The sequence below is a fragment of the Pseudalkalibacillus sp. JSM 102089 genome, from assembly GCF_041366475.1.
GTDB classification, from domain to species: Bacteria; Bacillota; Bacilli; order Bacillales; family Guptibacillaceae; genus Guptibacillus; species Guptibacillus hwajinpoensis_B.
In genome coordinates this window covers 169825-187667 of sequence record NZ_JBEWYW010000002.1, presented here as the reverse complement: position 1 = coordinate 187667, position 17843 = coordinate 169825, and the positions used below count along the sequence as shown (strand labels likewise).

The 17843-nt window shown below is 42.3% G+C and carries 13 protein-coding genes and 1 pseudogene; 11 read left to right on the top strand and 3 right to left on the bottom strand.

What is annotated here, in order from left to right:
• The first annotated feature begins 14 nt into the window (after positions 1-14).
• The 9 genes and pseudogenes from ABVF21_RS05610 to ABVF21_RS05570 all read left to right on the top strand — a co-directional run bounded on the left by ABVF21_RS05610 (position 15) and on the right by ABVF21_RS05570 (position 10466).
• Positions 15-1310, top strand: coding sequence for a YhfT family protein (locus ABVF21_RS05610; protein WP_303534966.1), 1296 nt, complete (start codon positions 15-17; stop codon positions 1308-1310).
• Between the two features lie 14 nt (positions 1311-1324).
• A complete protein-coding gene (locus ABVF21_RS05605; RefSeq protein WP_303534965.1) occupies positions 1325-2242 on the top strand; it encodes a phosphotriesterase family protein in 918 nt (305 codons plus the stop codon).
• 2 nt (positions 2243-2244) lie between these two features.
• Positions 2245-3339: an aminotransferase class V-fold PLP-dependent enzyme gene (locus tag ABVF21_RS05600; protein ID WP_303534964.1), complete on the top strand. Its 1095-nt coding sequence runs from the start codon at positions 2245-2247 to the stop codon at positions 3337-3339.
• 49 nt (positions 3340-3388) lie between these two features.
• Positions 3389-4543 (top strand): YhfX family PLP-dependent enzyme, encoded by a 1155-nt coding sequence (locus ABVF21_RS05595; RefSeq protein WP_303534963.1) that lies wholly within the window; start codon positions 3389-3391, stop codon positions 4541-4543.
• A 2-nt stretch (positions 4544-4545) separates the two neighbouring features.
• Positions 4546-5733, top strand: coding sequence for a phosphopentomutase (locus ABVF21_RS05590; RefSeq protein WP_371017669.1), 1188 nt, complete (start codon positions 4546-4548; stop codon positions 5731-5733).
• Between the two features lie 12 nt (positions 5734-5745).
• Positions 5746-7026: a serine hydrolase gene (locus ABVF21_RS05585; protein WP_371017668.1), complete on the top strand. Its 1281-nt coding sequence runs from the start codon at positions 5746-5748 to the stop codon at positions 7024-7026.
• Positions 7027-7102: 76 nt separating this feature from the next.
• Positions 7103-8028, top strand: a pseudogene (locus ABVF21_RS05580) (nucleoside hydrolase).
• Positions 8029-8167: 139 nt separating this feature from the next.
• Complete coding sequence (locus tag ABVF21_RS05575; RefSeq protein ID WP_371017667.1) at positions 8168-9775, top strand: ATP-binding protein; 1608 nt, start codon at positions 8168-8170, stop codon at positions 9773-9775.
• Entirely contained in the window at positions 9768-10466 is a 699-nt protein-coding gene (locus ABVF21_RS05570; RefSeq protein WP_194218624.1) for a response regulator, read from the top strand. Before ABVF21_RS05575 ends, ABVF21_RS05570 begins: the two co-directional genes overlap by 8 nt.
• A 57-nt stretch (positions 10467-10523) precedes the next feature.
• Here ABVF21_RS05570 and ABVF21_RS05565 read toward each other — a convergent pair whose 3' ends face one another.
• The 3 genes from ABVF21_RS05565 to ABVF21_RS05555 all read right to left on the bottom strand — a co-directional run bounded on the left by ABVF21_RS05565 (position 10524) and on the right by ABVF21_RS05555 (position 13582).
• Positions 10524-12041, bottom strand: coding sequence for a tripartite tricarboxylate transporter permease (locus ABVF21_RS05565; protein WP_371017666.1), 1518 nt, complete (start codon positions 12039-12041; stop codon positions 10524-10526).
• A gap of 15 nt (positions 12042-12056) precedes the next feature.
• Positions 12057-12506 carry a tripartite tricarboxylate transporter TctB family protein gene (locus ABVF21_RS05560; protein ID WP_303534342.1) on the bottom strand — a complete coding sequence of 150 codons (450 nt, stop codon included), beginning with the start codon at positions 12504-12506 and terminating at the stop codon, positions 12057-12059.
• 62 nt (positions 12507-12568) lie between these two features.
• A complete protein-coding gene (locus ABVF21_RS05555; protein ID WP_371017665.1) occupies positions 12569-13582 on the bottom strand; it encodes a tripartite tricarboxylate transporter substrate binding protein in 1014 nt (337 codons plus the stop codon).
• A gap of 457 nt (positions 13583-14039) precedes the next feature.
• Between ABVF21_RS05555 and ABVF21_RS05550 the strand changes: the two genes are divergently transcribed.
• Both ABVF21_RS05550 and ABVF21_RS05545 read left to right on the top strand, forming a co-directional pair.
• Entirely contained in the window at positions 14040-15716 is a 1677-nt protein-coding gene (locus ABVF21_RS05550; protein WP_371017664.1) for a serine hydrolase, read from the top strand.
• A gap of 17 nt (positions 15717-15733) precedes the next feature.
• Complete coding sequence (locus tag ABVF21_RS05545) at positions 15734-17833, top strand: glycoside hydrolase family 3 protein (RefSeq protein WP_371017663.1); 2100 nt, start codon at positions 15734-15736, stop codon at positions 17831-17833.
• Positions 17834-17843 lie beyond the last annotated feature (10 nt).

Below are 17843 nucleotides of genomic sequence, written 5' to 3'. Positions count from 1 at the left end.
AGGGGGTTCGGCACATGGAAATGGTTCTCGTCATCTTAATCGGGGCTATGGCAGCTGTTCTTGCAAATTTAAATTTAGCTGTGTTTAATGACGGCTTACGACCAATTGTACCTGAAAATACTGAAGGGCGAATGGGACGTAAAGAGCTTGGTTTAACGGCCTTTGCTATGAGTTTTGGACTTGTAGTTGGTTTTGGGATTCCTTTTACCATTACTGCGAGTATTATCCTTATCCATAGCATTCTGCTTGGAACAGATATCATTGGATTGATTACCCCGCGAAATAAATGGGGTACGCCTGTTGCGGCAATTGTTGGTGGCGCATATGGTGCAGGTTTGTTAGTTGGACTAGAAGGATTTGTCACCTTATTTGAAAAACTACCATTGAATTTCTTAGATGCGATGGGGCAAGTGGGATCCCCAGTTGTTGTCACCTTTATGGCATTTCCAGCTCTAGCAGTGGCGTTGCAATTCAGTGTTAAAAAAGGTGTTCTGACATTTATCACATCAGCCATTATTCGGCAATTAGCTGTATGGTTAAATGAAAGCGGTGCCATGGCTTTTGGTGATACGACGGTTACGTTAAATCAAGAAGGAATGGCTCTCATTACTGGAATGATTTTCTTAATTACATATGCTGTGCGCCAAAAACCTGAAGGAGAAGGTAGCAGTATTGATCTTGCTTCGGTTTTTAGTGAGAGAGTGAATCGCATTAAAAAGCATGTGATTTATTTCATGATTATGGGGGGGCTGATTGCTGCGGCTACGAACCTCCTGATTATGGCTGGAGATCCGATATCATTAAATTTAATCGCAGACGGAAAAGTAACAGATGCTGCCATCGCTGCTGGAGCCCGAGCGCTGGGATTCATCCCACTTGTTGCTAGTACGGCGATTGCAACAGGGGTGTATAGTCCAGTTGGGTTTACAATCATTTTCGTTGTAGGGTTGCTTGTTCCTAATGTATGGGTGGCGGCTATCCTTGGTATTATTACTGTTTTTCTTGAGGTTATGTTATTGAGTCAGATTGCACGTTTCCTTGACAAATATCCCGGAGTACGACAATCAGGAGAAAATATTCGTACAGCGATGAGTCGAATTTTAGAAGTGGCTCTTTTAATTGGTGGTGCAAACGCAGCTAATGCTATTGCTCCAGGGCTTGGATTTTTTATCATTGCAGGGTTCTATTTGTTAAATGAGATTGCGGGGCGTCCAATTGTGCGAATGGCAGTAGGACCGATTGGCGCAATAGCAGTTGGCATCTTGGCAAATGTTCTTGTCGTACTTGGCCTCATGCAAATACCACAGTAGAAGGAGGAGATAAGATGATACAAACGGTTAGAGGACCAATTGTTCCTACTGAGCTCGGGGTTTGTTCCGCTCATGAACATCTTTGTATTGATTTATCACGAATTAAAAATGATCCTGACACTATTCTTGACGATATAGGCGGAATGGAAGAAGAACTTCGCTACTTTAAAGGTTCAGGTGGACAGGCGATGGTTGAAGTTACGAACGATGGAATGGGTCGTAACGCAAGTCTCCTTAGAAAGTTAAGTGAAACGACAGGAGTGCATTTGATCGCAAGTACCGGTTTTTACAAAGACCCATTCCTTCCAAACCAAGCGACTGAGTGGAATCGCGATCAGTTTGCACAATACATGATTGATGAAATAAAGAATGGAATTGAAGGAACAGACGTTTATCCTGGCGTTATTGGAGAAATAGGGAGCAGTCACTATGAAATCAAGCCTATTGAAGAAGAGCTCTTAACTGGTGCGGGAATCGCAGCAATGGAAACGGGGCTTCCGCTCACCACACATACAACGCTCGGAACGATGGGAGTCGAGCAAGTTGAACTTTATTCTGCCCTTGGATTGCCAATGAACCAATTGATTGTGGGGCATCAAGACCTTAATCAAGATGATGAACGAGTACTTTCTGTTGTGGAAGCAGGGGCATTTGTAGGATTTGATACGATTGGAAAAATTAATTATCGACCTGATGAAGAGCGAATTCATACAATTTGTCGTCTATTTGAAAGAGGATATGGTGCGCAGATTTTATTATCAGCTGATTTAACTAGAAAGTCACATTGGCATAAGCACGGAGGTATTGGATATGACTATGTTCTCAATGAATTTGTGCCTCGTTTAAAAGAAGCAGGCTTGTCTGATGAGGATATCAGAATGATGTTAATCGATAATCCAGCTCATGCTTTCAGTCGAAAGGGGATTGCATAACATTGAAACACCAGGAATCTGTTATACCTCAGATGTCACTTGCAGAAGCAACAAATAAACAATTTGAAATTGTGGATTATATCACAAAGGAATTTAAAGACAATGAAATGTTCCATGATGGCGATCGCGGTGTGCATCCGATCTATAAACGACCTAGAACAACTGCGAAAGTTGAGAACGTTCTTGCTAGTATTTTTGGTGGTGATCAGGCAGTACTTGTACGAGGATCGGGTACCGGTGCAATTCGATCTCTCTTAAGTGCCCTCCTTGAACCGGGAGAATCTATGATTATTCACACTGCACCTATTTATATGACGACTAAAGAAACGATCCGAATGCTTGGGTTACGAACGGAAGAAGTGAATTTCAATGATTTAGATGCTATTAAACAAAGTCTTCCTCATTCAGAAGCAAAGGTTTTCTATATCCAACATGCAAGGCAGCAACCAATCGACACTTATCGTCTTAAAGAAGTGATTAAGTTAGTTAAGACGATCAACCCTGAAATGATTGTAGTTGTTGATGATAATTATTGTGCATTGAAAATGCATGGAATTGGTGTAGAGGCTGGCGCTGATTATTCCACTTTTTCCGGATTTAAGCTACTTGGACCTGAAGGAATTGGAGTGGTGATAGGGAAGAGCGCCATTAAAACAATTCAACAGCGAAATTATTCTGGAGGCAGTCAAGTTCAGGGCCCAGAAGCGATGGAGTTACTCCGATCCCTACCTTTTGCACCTGTCTCATTAGCTATCCAGAGTCAGCAAGTTGAAGTTCTATGTGACTTGTTAAATAAAGGTGAAGTGTATGGAGTAAAAGAGGCTTATATAACAAACTCTCAATCAAAGAATGTCATTGTTGAACTGAAAGAGCCAGTTGCCCGTGAAGTAATCGAGCGAAGTAAGGCCTTTGGAGCAGCAACATATCCAATTGGAGCAGAATCACGTTTTGAACTTGTTCCAATGATTTATCGAGTTTCTGGTAGTTTCCTCGAAAGTACACCCGCATTACTTGAATATGGTTTACGTATTAACCCTATGAAGGCTGGAGCAGAGACTGTTATTCGTATTCTTCGAGAATCATTGCGAGGAGAGTAAGTATACATCAAGACATAATCTATACGCTGTTGTTTAGGAGGCTACTACATTGTTTCTTTCACTTACAAAGAAGAGAAATCCAGAACTCATTAAAGCGGGAGTAAAACTTCACCAATCTGGGATTATTCCTCCCAATACGTATGTTCTCGACCTTGACACAATAGCCCACAATGTCAGAAGAATGGCGCAAGCTGCTAAAGAGAATGATTTCACATTGTATTTTATGAGTAAGCAGCTTGGTCGTATAGGCGATCTCGGGAATTGGATTGCGGAACATGGAATTGAAAAAGCTGTTGCCGTTGAATTTGAAGAAGCTTACCGACTATATCATTCCGGTGTCAGTATTGGTAACGTGGGTCATCTTGTCCAACCTGGGAAACATCAGTGGGATGAGGTTCTTAGTTTCGATCCAGAAGTTGTGACGGTTTTTTCGATTGAGCGAGCAAGACAAGTATCAGATGCAGCTATGAAACTGGGAAAAAAACAGGAGGTCATTCTGCGAGTAATCAATTCATCAGACACGATTTATCCTGGACAGTGGGGAGGATTTCAGGTAAAGGAGCTTCAAGGTTTTATTTCAGAGCTAAAGCAGCTGAAAGGAATCGAAGTAATGGGCGTTACTTCATTTCCGTTATTGCTAATGGACAAAGAACGTAAGGAGCTATTATTTACAGAAAACCTGAAAACAATACTTTCGGCAAAAGCAATACTTGAAGCATCGGGATTTCGCATTCGTCAGGTAAATGGTCCAAGTGCAACAAGTACAGAAACGATTCCAATGCTAAAAAAAGCCGGGGTTACACATGGGGAACCTGGACATGCTCTAACAGGGACTACCCCACTTCATGCGGTTCGGACTCTTCCTGAGGATCCTGCTATTATCTATGTATCCGAAGTCTCTCATGAAGACGAGGAGAATTTTTATGTGATTGGAGGAGGATTTTATGAAAGGGGAAATATGACAGGCGCTTACGTCGGAAGCTCCCCTGAACGTATTTTTGATACATTTTTAAAAGGCAAGCCTTTAAATTCTGAGTACATTGATTACTATGGAAGACTTGAACGTGACTCAAGAGTATCTATCGGTGATACGGCAATATATGCTTTTCGGACGCAAGTATTTGTAACGAGGGCAAATGTTGCCCTTGTTCGTGGGTTACATGATGGTGTTCCAGAAATTGTACATTTTGAAAGGAGGGGTTAACGATGGGACGTATCGTAGTGCTCGTTCTCGATAGTTTTGGGATTGGAGCAATGGATGACTGTGCAGATTTTGAACCAGGGGACTGTATAGCAAATACGTACGAGCATATTCGAAAAAAAGTACCGATGGCCATTCCCACCATGTATTCGCTTGGACTTAATCAACTTGTAGATGAAACCGGAACACCAAAAGGAGCTTACGGAAAAGCACGACTCGCACACTACGGAGCTGATACTTATATGGGACACCAAGAGATTGTAGGAAGTCTTCCGAAACGTCCCGCCAAACGATTGATGAAAGACGTTCATAAGAATATAGCTACGAGTTTACTAAGGGAAAATTTCAAAGTAACTTATCCTTTTAAAGATTTGCCAATATTGTTAATTGACGATGCAATCATTGTGGCAGATAACATTGAATCAACCCCTGGAAATATTATTAATGTTACGGCAGACCTGACAAAGGTTTCGTTTGAGTATGCGCTTAAAGTAGGAAGCGTTGTAAGGAAAGTCGTTGATACAAGTCGAGTTATTACATTAGGCGGTCCTCACACTTCGGTCGCGCGACTTCTATCAGTCGTAAAAAAAGGGGAAGCGGGGCAGTGGGGAATTGATAGCCCTAAAGCAGGCTTGTATGGGGAAGACTATCAAGTTCGTCACCTGGGATATGGTGTTAACGTACAAAGACAATTCCAGACCCTAGCTGAATCTAAAATTCCCGTTTATCGAATTGGGAAAACGGCAGATGTACTCGAAGGAAAGCATTTGGCTTATTCTATTGTGAATACAGCGGAGGTGCTTCAACAACTAAAAGAAGCATTTAGTAAAGAAAAGCATGGGGCTTTTCTAGTAAATGTACAAGAAACGGACCTTGCTGGTCATGCAGAAGATACGAATTGGTATGCATCACTTCTTGAAGAAGTAGATGATTGGCTGGAGAATTTTATTCCTCTACTTAAAGAAGATGATATTTTAATAGTAACGGCCGATCATGGGAATGACCCTACGATCGGACACTCAAAACATACAAGAGAGTATACTCCTCTTATGGTTACTGGTCCTAAAGTGAAGCCAGTATCGATTGGGACAAGAAATACTATGGCAGATATAGGGGCAACCTTGAGTGATTATTTTCGTATTGAATCCACTGAAGCAGGTACTAGCTTTCTTAATCAAATCCTCAAAAACTAAGGAGGAGTATATATGAAGAAACGAATTTTTATAATACCGATCGTGGTTCTGCTGTTGAATATCTCTGTCTTTTCCACAGCTTCAGCTACTGCCAACGGAGAGAAGCTGAGTCATGGTAGTCCGAAGAGTGCTGGAATGAATGCTACTACACTTGAGGAAATTGATGACGTAGTGCAAGAAGCTATAAGTAATGATATAACTCCTGGAGCAGTGGTACTTGTGGCTAAAAGTGGTAAAGTCGTAAAAGAGTCTGCCTATGGAGATGCACAAAAATATGATATGGGAAATCTATTAGAAAAACCAAGGAAGATGAAAAAGAAAACAATGTTTGACCTTGCCTCTTTAACTAAAGTAATGGGAACAACGCAAGGGATTATGAAGCTTGTCAGTGATGGGGAATTAGCAGTAAATGATCGAGTAGCAAAATATATTCCTAATTTTGCTTCTAATGGTAAGGAAGATATTACAATCGCAGACCTTTTAACACATACCTCTGGCTTAACTCCCTGGCAGCCGACTTATTTTCATGCTAAGAATTCGGAAGAAGTTCTAAACTATATTAATGCACTTCCACTCGAATACGAAACCGGCACAGATCGTCGCTATAGTGATTTTAGTTTTATGACGCTAGGATTCATCATTGAGGAAATAAGCGGAGAGAAGCTTGATGATTATCTTCAGAAAAATATTTATGAGCCATTGAAAATGAAAGATACGATGTTTACTCCTTCAGATCACCTTGATGATAAAATCGCAGCCACTTCATGGGGGAATCCTTTTGAATATAAAATGGTGGATGATCCCGATTTCGGCTACAACGTTCCTGAGCGAGCTGAGGATTTTGGAAGGTGGCGAACTGAAACACTTGTTGGAGAAGTTAATGACGGTAATAGTTTTTATGCAAACGAAGGTATAGCTGGACACGCTGGCTTGTTCTCCACGGCACGAGATCTTGCCGTACTTGGACAGGCGATGTTGAATGGTGGGAGTTACGGTAAAGTGAAGCTATATGATCAGGAGGTTATTGAAGACTTCACAACCCCACAGCGTTTTGGACAGGGCTATGGATGGGAACTCGACAAGAGCTGGTACATGGGTGACAAACATTCAGAAGCGACTTTTGGGCATACAGGTTTTACAGGGACCCAAGTGATCTTTGACCCATCTAATGATCTCCAAATTATTGTGTTAACTAATAAACAAAATAACGGCCCTCTCGAATCTGGATCCTATCCAAGCACTGGAGGACTTTCGAAACATATCGCGAATATCGTATACGAGTCTATTCAATAATAACTCAACCCTGATTAGCTTCCTTTCTTGGAGGTGCTCAGGGTTCTTCTATTTTAACAACGAGGAGAGATGCTGAATGAGGGAAAAGAGAAAAGTGATTTTAGATTGTGATCCAGGCCATGATGATGCGATTTCGATTATTCTTGCAGCTTCTAGTGATCAGATTCAGATTGAAGGCATTACGACGGTAGCGGGGAACGTAGATGTTGAGAAGACAACGCTTAATGCGTTAAAAGTATGTGATTTCATAGGGCTCGACGTGCCAGTTGCTCGTGGAGCTGAGCAGCCACTAGTTAAAACGCGTGAATTCGCACCAGACATTCATGGAGATTCTGGTCTTGATGGACCAGAGCTTCCGGAAGTTCCAAAGAAAATGATGATCGATCAGCATGCTGTCGATTTTATCATTGAGAGATTGTTAGATTCTGATGGAGAGATCACGCTAGTTCCGACAGGTCCGCTCACGAATATCGCTTTAGCGATTGAAAAGGAACCTGCGATCGTTGGAAAGATTCGTGAAATCGTACTGATGGGTGGAGGGACGTTTGGAAATTGGACACCTAGGGCGGAATTTAATATTTATGTCGATGCCGAGGCGGCGGTTGTTGTTTTTACAGCGGAGTGCCTGTGACAATGTTTGGTCTAGACATTACGCATCAGGCGATTACAACGCCAGCGATTCTTCAGGAGATTTCTTCTATTGGCACGAATGTTTCGAAATTTGTGGGGGATCTTCTTGAATTCTTTACTAAAACTTATAAAGAAGTTTTCGATTTTGAAGGAGCTCCCATTCACGATGCATGCACGATAGCGTATTTAATTGATGAATCGATTTTTGAATTCGAGACGGTTCGAGTGGATATTGAGACAAAAGGAGAATTTACATACGGTACAACGTGCGTTGATCGTCTGCATGTAACGGGAAGAAAGCCGAATGTGAAGTTTGCGCATGGCATTAATCAAGAAAAGTTTTGGGGATTGTTGATTAATGCGTTGAAGTGAGAAGGGCGGAATTGGTGGTGCCTGTCACTCGCGAATTCGCGGGTGACAGGCACCACGAACCACTATTACCTCCTCTTGTGCTAATCTCCAGTCATCGTTAGAATAATAGTAAGACAATTCAGTCAGGAAGTGTAAGCGTATGCAAAGACTGAAATCAATTTCTCTTCAAACGAAATTATCTTTAATGATATTGGGACTATTATTTACAGTTTTGCTTATTCTTGGTTTGGTTTTTACCAGTTTATATTCGACAAGTGTTGAAGAACAGATGGGAGAACGGGCGCTTAATGTCGCTCAGTCAGTGGCCATGATGCCGGCCGTAATCAATGCGATGAAGTCGAATTATCCATCCGAAACTATTCAGCCAATCGCAGAGGATCTTCGGTCTAAAACAGGAGCGGAATTTATTGTAGTAGGAGATAAGGATGGTATTCGGGTAGCTCATCCGTTACTTGATCGCATTGGTAAACATATGGTTGGTGGCGATAGCCAGCAGGCTTTAGTAGAAGGAAAATCATATGTTTCGAAAGCAGAAGGATCGCTTGGTTCCTCGCTTAGAGGAAAAACACCTATTTTTGATAATGGTGCCATTATCGGTATCGTTTCTGTTGGTTTTTTAACTGAGGATATTCAACAGAAAGTAGATCAATTTGAATTAAAGGTTATGAGTTTAATAGGCACAATATTGTTACTTGGTTTAGCAGGTGGTTTTTTTATTGCGAGGAATGTGAAGAAGTCCATTTTTGGTCTTGAACCATCAGAAATCGGGGCTATGTTTCTGGAGCGAAATACGATTCTTCAAACGATCAGAGAAGGAATTATTGCGGTTGATGCGAAGGGAGAGATCACCCTTGCTAATCAAGAAGCTCATCGTATGCTAAATAGAAAGGTAGATGAAAATTTAGAAGGAGAAGACATTGTCTCTGTTCTCCCAAATACAAGAATGCCAGAAGTGCTACTATCTGGAGAGTCAGAGTATGATCAGGAGATCATCATCGGTCATAATCATGTGATTGTGAATCGGATTCCTATCATTCAAAAAGGTGAAATTACAGGAGCTGTTTCAAGTTTTAGAAGGAAAACAGAAATTGAGGCTTTATCACGAGAGCTCTCTCAAGTTCAAAGCTATGCGAAAGTTCTTCGCTCTCAAACGCATGAGTATGCCAATAAACTATATACCATTTTAGGATTAATTCAGTTAGGAGCATACGATGAGGCGATTGAATTAATACATAAGGAAGCGATTGGTTATCAGGAGGTTGTACAGCTTTTGGTGAAAGCTGTGCCAAATCCAATTATTTCAGCTCTGCTTTTAGGGAAGTATAACAGGGCTCATGAGCTTCATATTCAATTTTTAATTGATGAGGAAAGTAGTATGAGTGACTTTCCTGAGCGGATGGAGCAAGAAAAGATTGTAACGATCGTTGGGAACTTAATTGATAATGCGATGGATGCTGTTCTTGAAAAGCAAGATGAAGAAAGAGTGGTCCATTTATTCATGACGGACATTGGGAGAGATTTGATTTTTGAAATAGAAGACTCCGGTAATGGCGTGCATGAAGAGGAATTGGAACAGATTTTTGAGCGAGGAGTTAGTAATAAAGAGGGGCAAGATCGAGGAATCGGACTTTCTCTCGTGAAAAATGCACTCGAATATCTTGGAGGGTATGTCACCATATCAACAAGTCGTTACGGTGGAGCTGCGTTCACAGTTGTGATTCCTAAGGGGGAACAAACGAATGTCTGATATTGAAGTGTTAATTGTAGAAGATGATCATCGAATTGCTAGAATCAATCAGAAATTTACTGAAAATGTACCGGGATATGTAGTTATAGGAGTTGCTTCAAGCATTACGGAAGGGAAGGAACTTCTAGAAATAGTAGAGCCAGACCTTGTGCTCCTAGATATCTTTTTTCCTGAAGAAAGCGGACTTCACTTACTTTGGCACATCCGTAAAAATTATAAAGAAACAGATGTGATGATGATCACTGCTGCGAAAGAAATCGAGGCGGTTCAGGAAGCAATGCGTGGAGGGGCAATTGATTACATTATTAAACCGGTTATCTTTGATCGCTTTAAGCAAACTCTAGAAAAATTCAAACAAACGAGAGGAAGAATGAATCATCAGAAGGTTGTTAGCCAGGAGGAAGTGGATCATTTATTTACAAGACAAGGAACGCGTGAAACGGTCGCGACTCAAGTCGCTCCAAAAGGAATTGATCCCTTAACGTTATCGAAGCTGACAGAAGTACTTTTATGCCACACGCCTCAAGGCATGACGGCTGAAGAAGTCGGAAGTGAGATGGGGTGTAGCAGAACAACAGCGAGAAGATATTTGGAATACATGGTTTCACTTAGACAGGTGGATGCTGACTTGTCATATGGAACAGTGGGTCGTCCTGAACGACGCTATCATTCCGTAAAGAATGGAAGGTGAAAAGGGCCGCTTCAAGTGGAAGCTCATAAGGAGATCTCACTTTAGAAGCGGCTTTTTTCATGATGCTAAATGTTCCTTTTCCTCTTCTGCTGTTTTTTTACTGAGCTTGCTCTTTATAATAGGTAGCGTAAGAGAAAGAAGTGACAGAATGAGGAGGACGACGGTTACTGTACTATCGAAAAACGTCACATAACTCCCATTTGATATCGTTAGCGCCTGTCTAAATGATTGTTCCATCATTCCACCTAGAATAAAGGCGAGAATGAGCGGTGCTGCTGGAAAGTTAAGAAGTCTCATTATAAAACCCATCACTCCAAATGCTAGTAAGAGATAAAGATCAAAAGTGCTGAAGCTCACTCCATAAACCCCAATCATACAGAAGATAATAACAAGTGAGATTAGTAGCGCTTTTGGAATGTAAAGAATCCGAGCGATAAACGGAATAAGTGGCAGATTTAAAACTAGCAAGAAAAGGTTGCCAAGATACATACTAGCAATCACTCCCCAAAATACGTCCGGATGATCGGTCAGCATTAACGGACCTGGTTGTACACCGACAACGAGGAGGGCACCAAGCAATACAGCGGTTGTGCCAGAGCCTGGGATACCAAGCGTTAACAGGGGAACGAAAGCCCCACTCGTTGCGGCGTTATTAGATGTTTCTGGGGCAGCGAGTCCTTTGATATTTCCTTTTCCGAAAGACGAAGGATCTTTAGAAATTTTCTTCTCTGTGATATAGGACATGAAGGAAGCAATAGTTGCACCAGCGCCTGGTAGCACGCCAAGAATAAATCCGAGCACAGAATGACGAGCGATCGGACCAGAGATTTCTTTTGCTTCTTGCCTCGTGATTTTCAATGAGCCAACATTGGAGTTACCGTCCATCATTTTTGATTTTCGGGACAAGATTAGCGAGCAAACCTCAGCAAGCGCGAAAAGTCCTAGGGCAATGATTAAAAAGTCGATTCCTTCAAGAAGGTTCGGATTACCAAAAGTAAAACGCTGTGTTCCTGTTTGCTGGTCAACGCCAATTGTAGCAATGATTAAACCGATCGTTGCAGAGATTAACGCCTTCACAGTTGAGCCTTCGGACAAGCTTGCAATCGCTGTTAAACCAAGCAACATGAGGGCGAAATACTCAGTCGGACCGAATGAGACGGCAAAGCTAGCCATTAGAGGAGCAACTAGCATAAGGGCAACAACACTTACGGTACCACCAGCGAAAGATGAAATAGCAGCAATAGCGAGTGCTTTACCAGCCTTACCTTGTTTGGCGAGCGGGTAACCGTCAAAGGAGGTGGCGACAGTTCCTGATATACCCGGTGCATTTAATAAAATGGATGAGGTAGATCCTCCGAAGACGGCACCATAGTAAACTCCTGCCATAAGAATAAGGGCTGAGGCTGGATCCATGCCATAGCTTAAAGGAATCATAATGGCGATCGCTGAGATAGGACCCAGTCCAGGGAGCATCCCGATTAGTGTGCCAGCAAGAACGCCAATAAAAACAAAAAGGATGTTCTGGAAGGTTAAGACAACCTGAAAGCCATATAACATATTCGAAATAGTGTCCATCATCTTTCCTCCTTTCTAAAAGGGAAGTAGGCCTTGCGGTAAATAGATTTGAAGTAAATAGTTAAATGAAAAATAAAGGACAAGCGTAAAGCCGATTGAAACAGCAATCAATGTTTTCCATTTTGTATAACCAAGCATACGTGACGTAACGAGTAGGAATAAGATTGTGACAATCACAAATCCTAGGAGCTCAAATAAGAGAATATAGACAAAGATAAGGCCAGAAACGGCCAGTAACATGAGCACTTCATCTTTTTTAATGTCACTTTTTTTTCGATCTTCAGTAGGGTTCAGAATGAATAGTAAGATCGAGAGCGCTGCGAGTAAAAATCCCAGTCCTTTCGGTAGTGCGTCGGCATCTACGATGGCATATGGAAAAGCTGGCAGCTGAAAACTAAGGAAGAGATATAAAATGGAAATAAGCAATAAAACAATGGCTACTTTACGTTCAACACTTGCTAGCATGACGAGTCACCTGCCTTTAATAAATATGAAAGGTCAGCGTGAACTGACCTTTCGCTCTATCCTTATTTTGCTAAACCAACTTCGTTCATCAATTCTTCCATCGTTTCGTATTCTTGATCCAGAAATTCTTGAAATTCCTCACCGGACATAAAGTTATCATTCCATCCAAAATTGTCACGCTGTGTTTTCCATTCATCCGTCTCCATCATGTCTTTGACAGCTTGCTCATAGAATGTAGCTGCTTCTGCCGACATATCTTTTGGTCCCATAATGCCTCTCCAAACGATGAATTCGTCATCGATCCCCTGTTCTTTTAGCGTTGGAAATTCGGATACTGTTTCGCCTTCAAGTGGCTCAGGTGAAGTTATAGCAAGAACTTTCACTTTACCAGCACGTGCCTGTTCCGTTGCTTCTGCGAGACCTGTTGAGTAGACATCGACTTTATTCCCAAGCAGCATGCTCATTCCGCTACCATCCTGAGCAGAAACATATTTCAGTTGCTTAATATCAACACCACCGGCTTTTACGGCTTTAACGAATGCCATGTGATCCATGCTTCCTGGAGAAGAATCTCCCACAACTGACACAGAGGTTGGATCTTCTTTTAGTGCATCAACAAGATCATTCATACTATCGTATGGCGAATTAGCAGGTACAACAAAAGCTGAATAGTCCGCAATTACACCCGCAATTGGTGTGAAATCATTGTGTCCAAGCTCGGATTGTCCGTTTAATGGAACAAATAAAATCGGGGGTGATGTGATGAAAAGTGTATGATCGCCACCTTTCTTATCGACATAAGACCAACCAACAGCACCTCCACCACCTGGTTTATTGGCAACAGCCATACGTTTATCGATAATATTTTCCTTCTCCATTACTTTTGAGATTGTTCGAGCAGTTGTATCCCAACCACCCCCAGCTCCAGCCGGCGCAATCATTTCGATGGGTTTATCAGGACTCCATTCACCATTATCGCCTGAAGAATTTCCCGCACTTTCATTACTTCCACAAGCGCTCAATAGAAGAACGCTCCCCAACAAAAGGGACATGAACAAGTTCATTTTTCGTCTCATAGTGATAACCTCTCCCCTTAATGTAATCGCTTACAGATTAACTACCAACAATATACCTGATTATTTTAGTTAGATTAAGAAAAGGGAAATAAGAAAGGTTTGTTTCATTTTGTACATTATGTTCATAAAGTTCATGGAAGATTATGAGTTCGCAAGTGACAGGCACTCCCCAATCTATCGCTACTAAACAAACGTTTATTTAACGTATACACTCATATTCCGAAGTAAAGCTACAGATATAAAATGCATCAAATGGTATAAAACTCCAAAATCATTCCAATGACCCAGGTATAAAGATAGATAAATCCGGGTGTTTTTCTTCTATCTATGACTTAAGTGGTATAGACGACTATAAAGGAAGAGGTTACGATTTGGATAGAATATTCTGAATGTTATTTCGTTTTATTGAGGAGGTAGCTCGTTAATACTTGTATTCATTAACAATGGGGAGGGCACTATGAAAAGAAAAACGCTGTCACTGCTTCTGACCACCGCGCTTGGTACGTCACTTTTAGCTCCAGGATCTGGTTTGGCTGCACCTGGTCCAACGATTGAGAAAGCGGGGAAGGTCAACATGAGTCAAAGTAAGAGTCATCCAACTTTTTCGTGGGACAATCCTGGACCGACATCGCCTGTTCTGCATCCTGGTTCAGTCAAAGGAGCCGGAATGCGAGAAGAACCACTTAATGAGATTGATGATTTGATCGAAGGCGCCATCTATGAACAGGTTATGCCTGGCGCGGTTGCGTTTGTAGCGAGAAGAGGACATATCGTAAAGGAAGAAGCTTACGGTTATGCTGCGCAATACACAGATGATGAGTTTACTGAAATGAAAAACCCAATTCCGATGAGTAAGGAAACCATTTTTGATCTTGCCTCAATTAGCAAACTTTTCACAACAACGGCGGCAATGACGCTCTATGAAGATGGGGAATTTAAGCTGGATGATCCCGTAGCGAAGTACATTCCGGAATTTGCAGCGAATGGAAAGGAAAGCGTTACCATCGAACAGCTGATGACCCATACATCGGGATTCAAACCATGGATTCCGCTCTACACGATCGAAGGCGATCGAGAAGATCGCCTGGAGTATGTTTTTAACTATCCACTTCAATCAGAGCCGGGGAGTGAGTATACATACAGCGATCTTAACATGATTACACTTGGTGCTCTTATTGAACGATTGTCTGGGATGCGTCTAGATGAATATGTAAAAAAAGAAATCACCAATCCGCTTGATATGAAGGATACGATGTACAATCCTCCTGCTGAATTAAAGGAACGAATTGCGGCTACGGAATACCAGCCATGGACGAACAGAGGGCTTGTCTGGGGGGGAGTTCATGATGAGAGTGCCTGGTCATTGGACGGAGTCGCTGGTCATGCAGGTGTTTTCTCGACAGCATCGGATCTCGCTAAATTTGCTCATATGTTTCTGATGGAAGGACGCTATGGTGGAACACGTATTCTTCAACCGGAGACGGTGAAACTTTTAACAGAAAATCGGATTCCAGAGTTTCCGGGTGACGATCACGGCCTCGGCTGGGAGCTCCAACAAGGTTGGTTCATGGATGCTTTATCTGAAAGCACAACGCTCGGTCATACAGGTTATACAGGGACGTCAATCGTTGTCAGTCCAACGAATCAGACAATTGCGATCTTATTAACGAATCGGGTTCATCCGACGCGTGAAACCGTATCTACTTCTCCAACGAGACGGAAGTTTGCAAGAAAGGTAGCGGATGCGATTCCAGTTGCGATGAACAAGAAATCTGATCCCTGGTTTGCCGGTTATGGAGATAACGAATCGAAGTATCTGACTGCTAAAGTTAACGTGCACAAAGAATCTATTATTACTTTTGATACGTGGTACCAAATTGAGGAAGGCTACGACATGGGAACAGTAGAGGTTTCAGAGAATGGAAATGAATGGACCGAAGAACTTCAGCTAACAGGAAGCAGTAAGAAATGGGAGGCGAAAGAAGTCGCTCTACCTGCAAACACAAAGTACGTTCGCTTCACATATAAGACAGATGGCTCTACGAACAAACGTGGTTGGTATGTTGATGATTTGAAGGTGAATGGCTCAACAGTCACGCTTACGAGTGATGAATGGATGAAGCGATCATATTAAAAACCAGGAGGGATAGCATGCGAACGAGACAGAAACGGATGATTGTTACTTTTCTTGCATTGTTAATGATCTTTTCACAGGCAGTTATGTTACCGGGGAAAGCTTCCGCAAAAAAAGCAGGTTCACCCGAGTTGATTTTAATGGAAAATGTTCCGGAAGTGAGTTCAGAATTTGATGGGAAAAGCATTACATTGCATGCGCTTCACATTTACGATGATGGTCACTTTATGAAAACAGATCAAAATCTGAAGTGGAAGTCATCCAATAAAAAGGTGGCAAAAGTAGATCGTGAAGGAAACGTAGCACTGACAGGTAAGCGTGGCCGGACGTTCATTACGGTTTCAGATGGTAAGAACAAAGATCGGATTGCCCTTGATTATAAAGTGGATAAATCAAATAAAAAATCATCCGCTCCGTCTTTGATTAAACAGAAAGGGCAGCAATACGACATTATCGAAAATGCGATTGACGGTATGACGATGGAAGAAAAAGTCGGTCAAATGCTGATGCCGGACTATCGAAATTGGAACGGTGAAAATGTAACAGAGATGCTTCCGGAAATTGAAGCGCAAATTGAAGAATATCATCTCGGAGGCGTGATTTTATTCAGAGAAAACGTGGTTACAACCGAGCAAACGACGAAACTTGTTGCTGATTATCAGGAAGCATCTGAGAAGTACGGTCTGCTCATGACGATTGATCAGGAGGGAGGCATTGTAACGCGTCTGCAGTCGGGCACAGATATGCCAGGGAACATGGCGCTCGGTGCTACGCGTTCTAAAGATCTGACGAAGGAAGTTGGACATGCGATTGGGGAAGAGCTTGCCTCCCTTGGTATTAACATGAACTTCGCACCTGATATGGACGTGAACAACAATCCGGATAATCCTGTTATTGGTGTTCGTTCATTTGGAGAAGATCCAGAGCTTGTTGCGGACCTTGGTATTGCGTATACAAAAGGACTTCAGGAAACTGGCGTTGCAGCAACGGCTAAGCACTTTCCAGGACACGGAGACACAGCAGTTGATTCACATCTAGGTCTTCCAGAAGTGCCTTATGATAAAGAACGTCTCATGGAAGTCGAACTTTATCCATTTCAGAAGGCAATGGAAGCGGGGATTGACGCGATTATGACAGCGCACGTGACGTTCCCTAAAATCGACGATACGAAAGTGATTTCCAAAAAAGATGGTACAGAAATTTCTCTTCCGGCCACACTCTCGCACAAAGTTTTAACAGAATTAATGCGTGATGAGATGGGGTATGAAGGCGTCATTACAACGGATGCCATGAACATGGGTGCCATCCAGGATCACTTCGGATCTGTTGACGCAGCGGTTCGCGCAGTGAAAGCAGGAACCGATATCGTCCTGATGCCAGTTGGACTTCAAGAAGTGGCAGAAGGATTATATGGAGCAGTTGAATCAGGTGACATATCTGAAGAACGGATCGAAGCATCAGTGAAACGAATTCTAACATTAAAAGTGAATCGCGGAATCATCAAGTCGGAGAAACCGAGTGACGTAAATGAACAAATTCAAGAAGCGCTCGAGACAGTAGGGTCAGACGAGCATAAAGCCGTTGAGAAAGAAGCGGCGGATAAATCCATTACGCTTGTAAAGAATGACAATGTCCTTCCTCTTGACGGGAATAGTGATGATCACGTTGTCGTTATCGGACGAAGTTTTGTTGAATCACTCGGTAACGCGGTAAGAGCAGTGCATGACAATACGACGGTTATTGAAGTAGATGCAAGCTACACACTAACAGACGAACAGCGTGAAACTCTTGCGTCTGCTGATCAAATCATCATTGGCACGTATACGTACAGTGTGAGTACGCGTTCGCCTGAGCATCCACAGATGATGATGGTTGATACGATTATGAGTGAAACGGATGCGGATGTGATTGGGATTGGGATTCGTAATCCATATGACATTATGGCTTATCCGAATGTTGACAGTTACATTGCTCAGTATGGTTTTAGAACAGCTAGCTTTGAAGCAACAGCAGCTACCATTTTTGGTGAAAATGCACCGTCAGGTAAGCTACCAATAACGATCCCGGGGGAAACGGGCGGCGTGCTTTATAACTTTGGTCATGGGTTAACGTACTAAAATTGTGATC

What these genes read in the sequence shown, in the direction of transcription:
- ABVF21_RS05570 (WP_194218624.1), top strand. Translation starts at nt 9,768, where the DNA reads ATGTCTGATATTGAAGTGTTAATTGTAGAAGATGATCATCGAATTGCT.
- ABVF21_RS05565 (WP_371017666.1), bottom strand. Translation starts at nt 12,041, where the DNA reads ATGGACACTATTTCGAATATGTTATATGGCTTTCAGGTTGTCTTAACC.
- ABVF21_RS05590 (WP_371017669.1), top strand. Translation starts at nt 4,546, where the DNA reads ATGGGACGTATCGTAGTGCTCGTTCTCGATAGTTTTGGGATTGGAGCA.
- ABVF21_RS05585 (WP_371017668.1), top strand. Translation starts at nt 5,746, where the DNA reads ATGAAGAAACGAATTTTTATAATACCGATCGTGGTTCTGCTGTTGAAT.
- ABVF21_RS05560 (WP_303534342.1), bottom strand. Translation starts at nt 12,506, where the DNA reads ATGCTAGCAAGTGTTGAACGTAAAGTAGCCATTGTTTTATTGCTTATT.
- ABVF21_RS05555 (WP_371017665.1), bottom strand. Translation starts at nt 13,582, where the DNA reads ATGAGACGAAAAATGAACTTGTTCATGTCCCTTTTGTTGGGGAGCGTT.
- ABVF21_RS05605 (WP_303534965.1), top strand. Translation starts at nt 1,325, where the DNA reads ATGATACAAACGGTTAGAGGACCAATTGTTCCTACTGAGCTCGGGGTT.
- ABVF21_RS05545 (WP_371017663.1), top strand. Translation starts at nt 15,734, where the DNA reads ATGCGAACGAGACAGAAACGGATGATTGTTACTTTTCTTGCATTGTTA.
- ABVF21_RS05575 (WP_371017667.1), top strand. Translation starts at nt 8,168, where the DNA reads ATGCAAAGACTGAAATCAATTTCTCTTCAAACGAAATTATCTTTAATG.
- ABVF21_RS05550 (WP_371017664.1), top strand. Translation starts at nt 14,040, where the DNA reads ATGAAAAGAAAAACGCTGTCACTGCTTCTGACCACCGCGCTTGGTACG.
- ABVF21_RS05610 (WP_303534966.1), top strand. Translation starts at nt 15, where the DNA reads ATGGAAATGGTTCTCGTCATCTTAATCGGGGCTATGGCAGCTGTTCTT.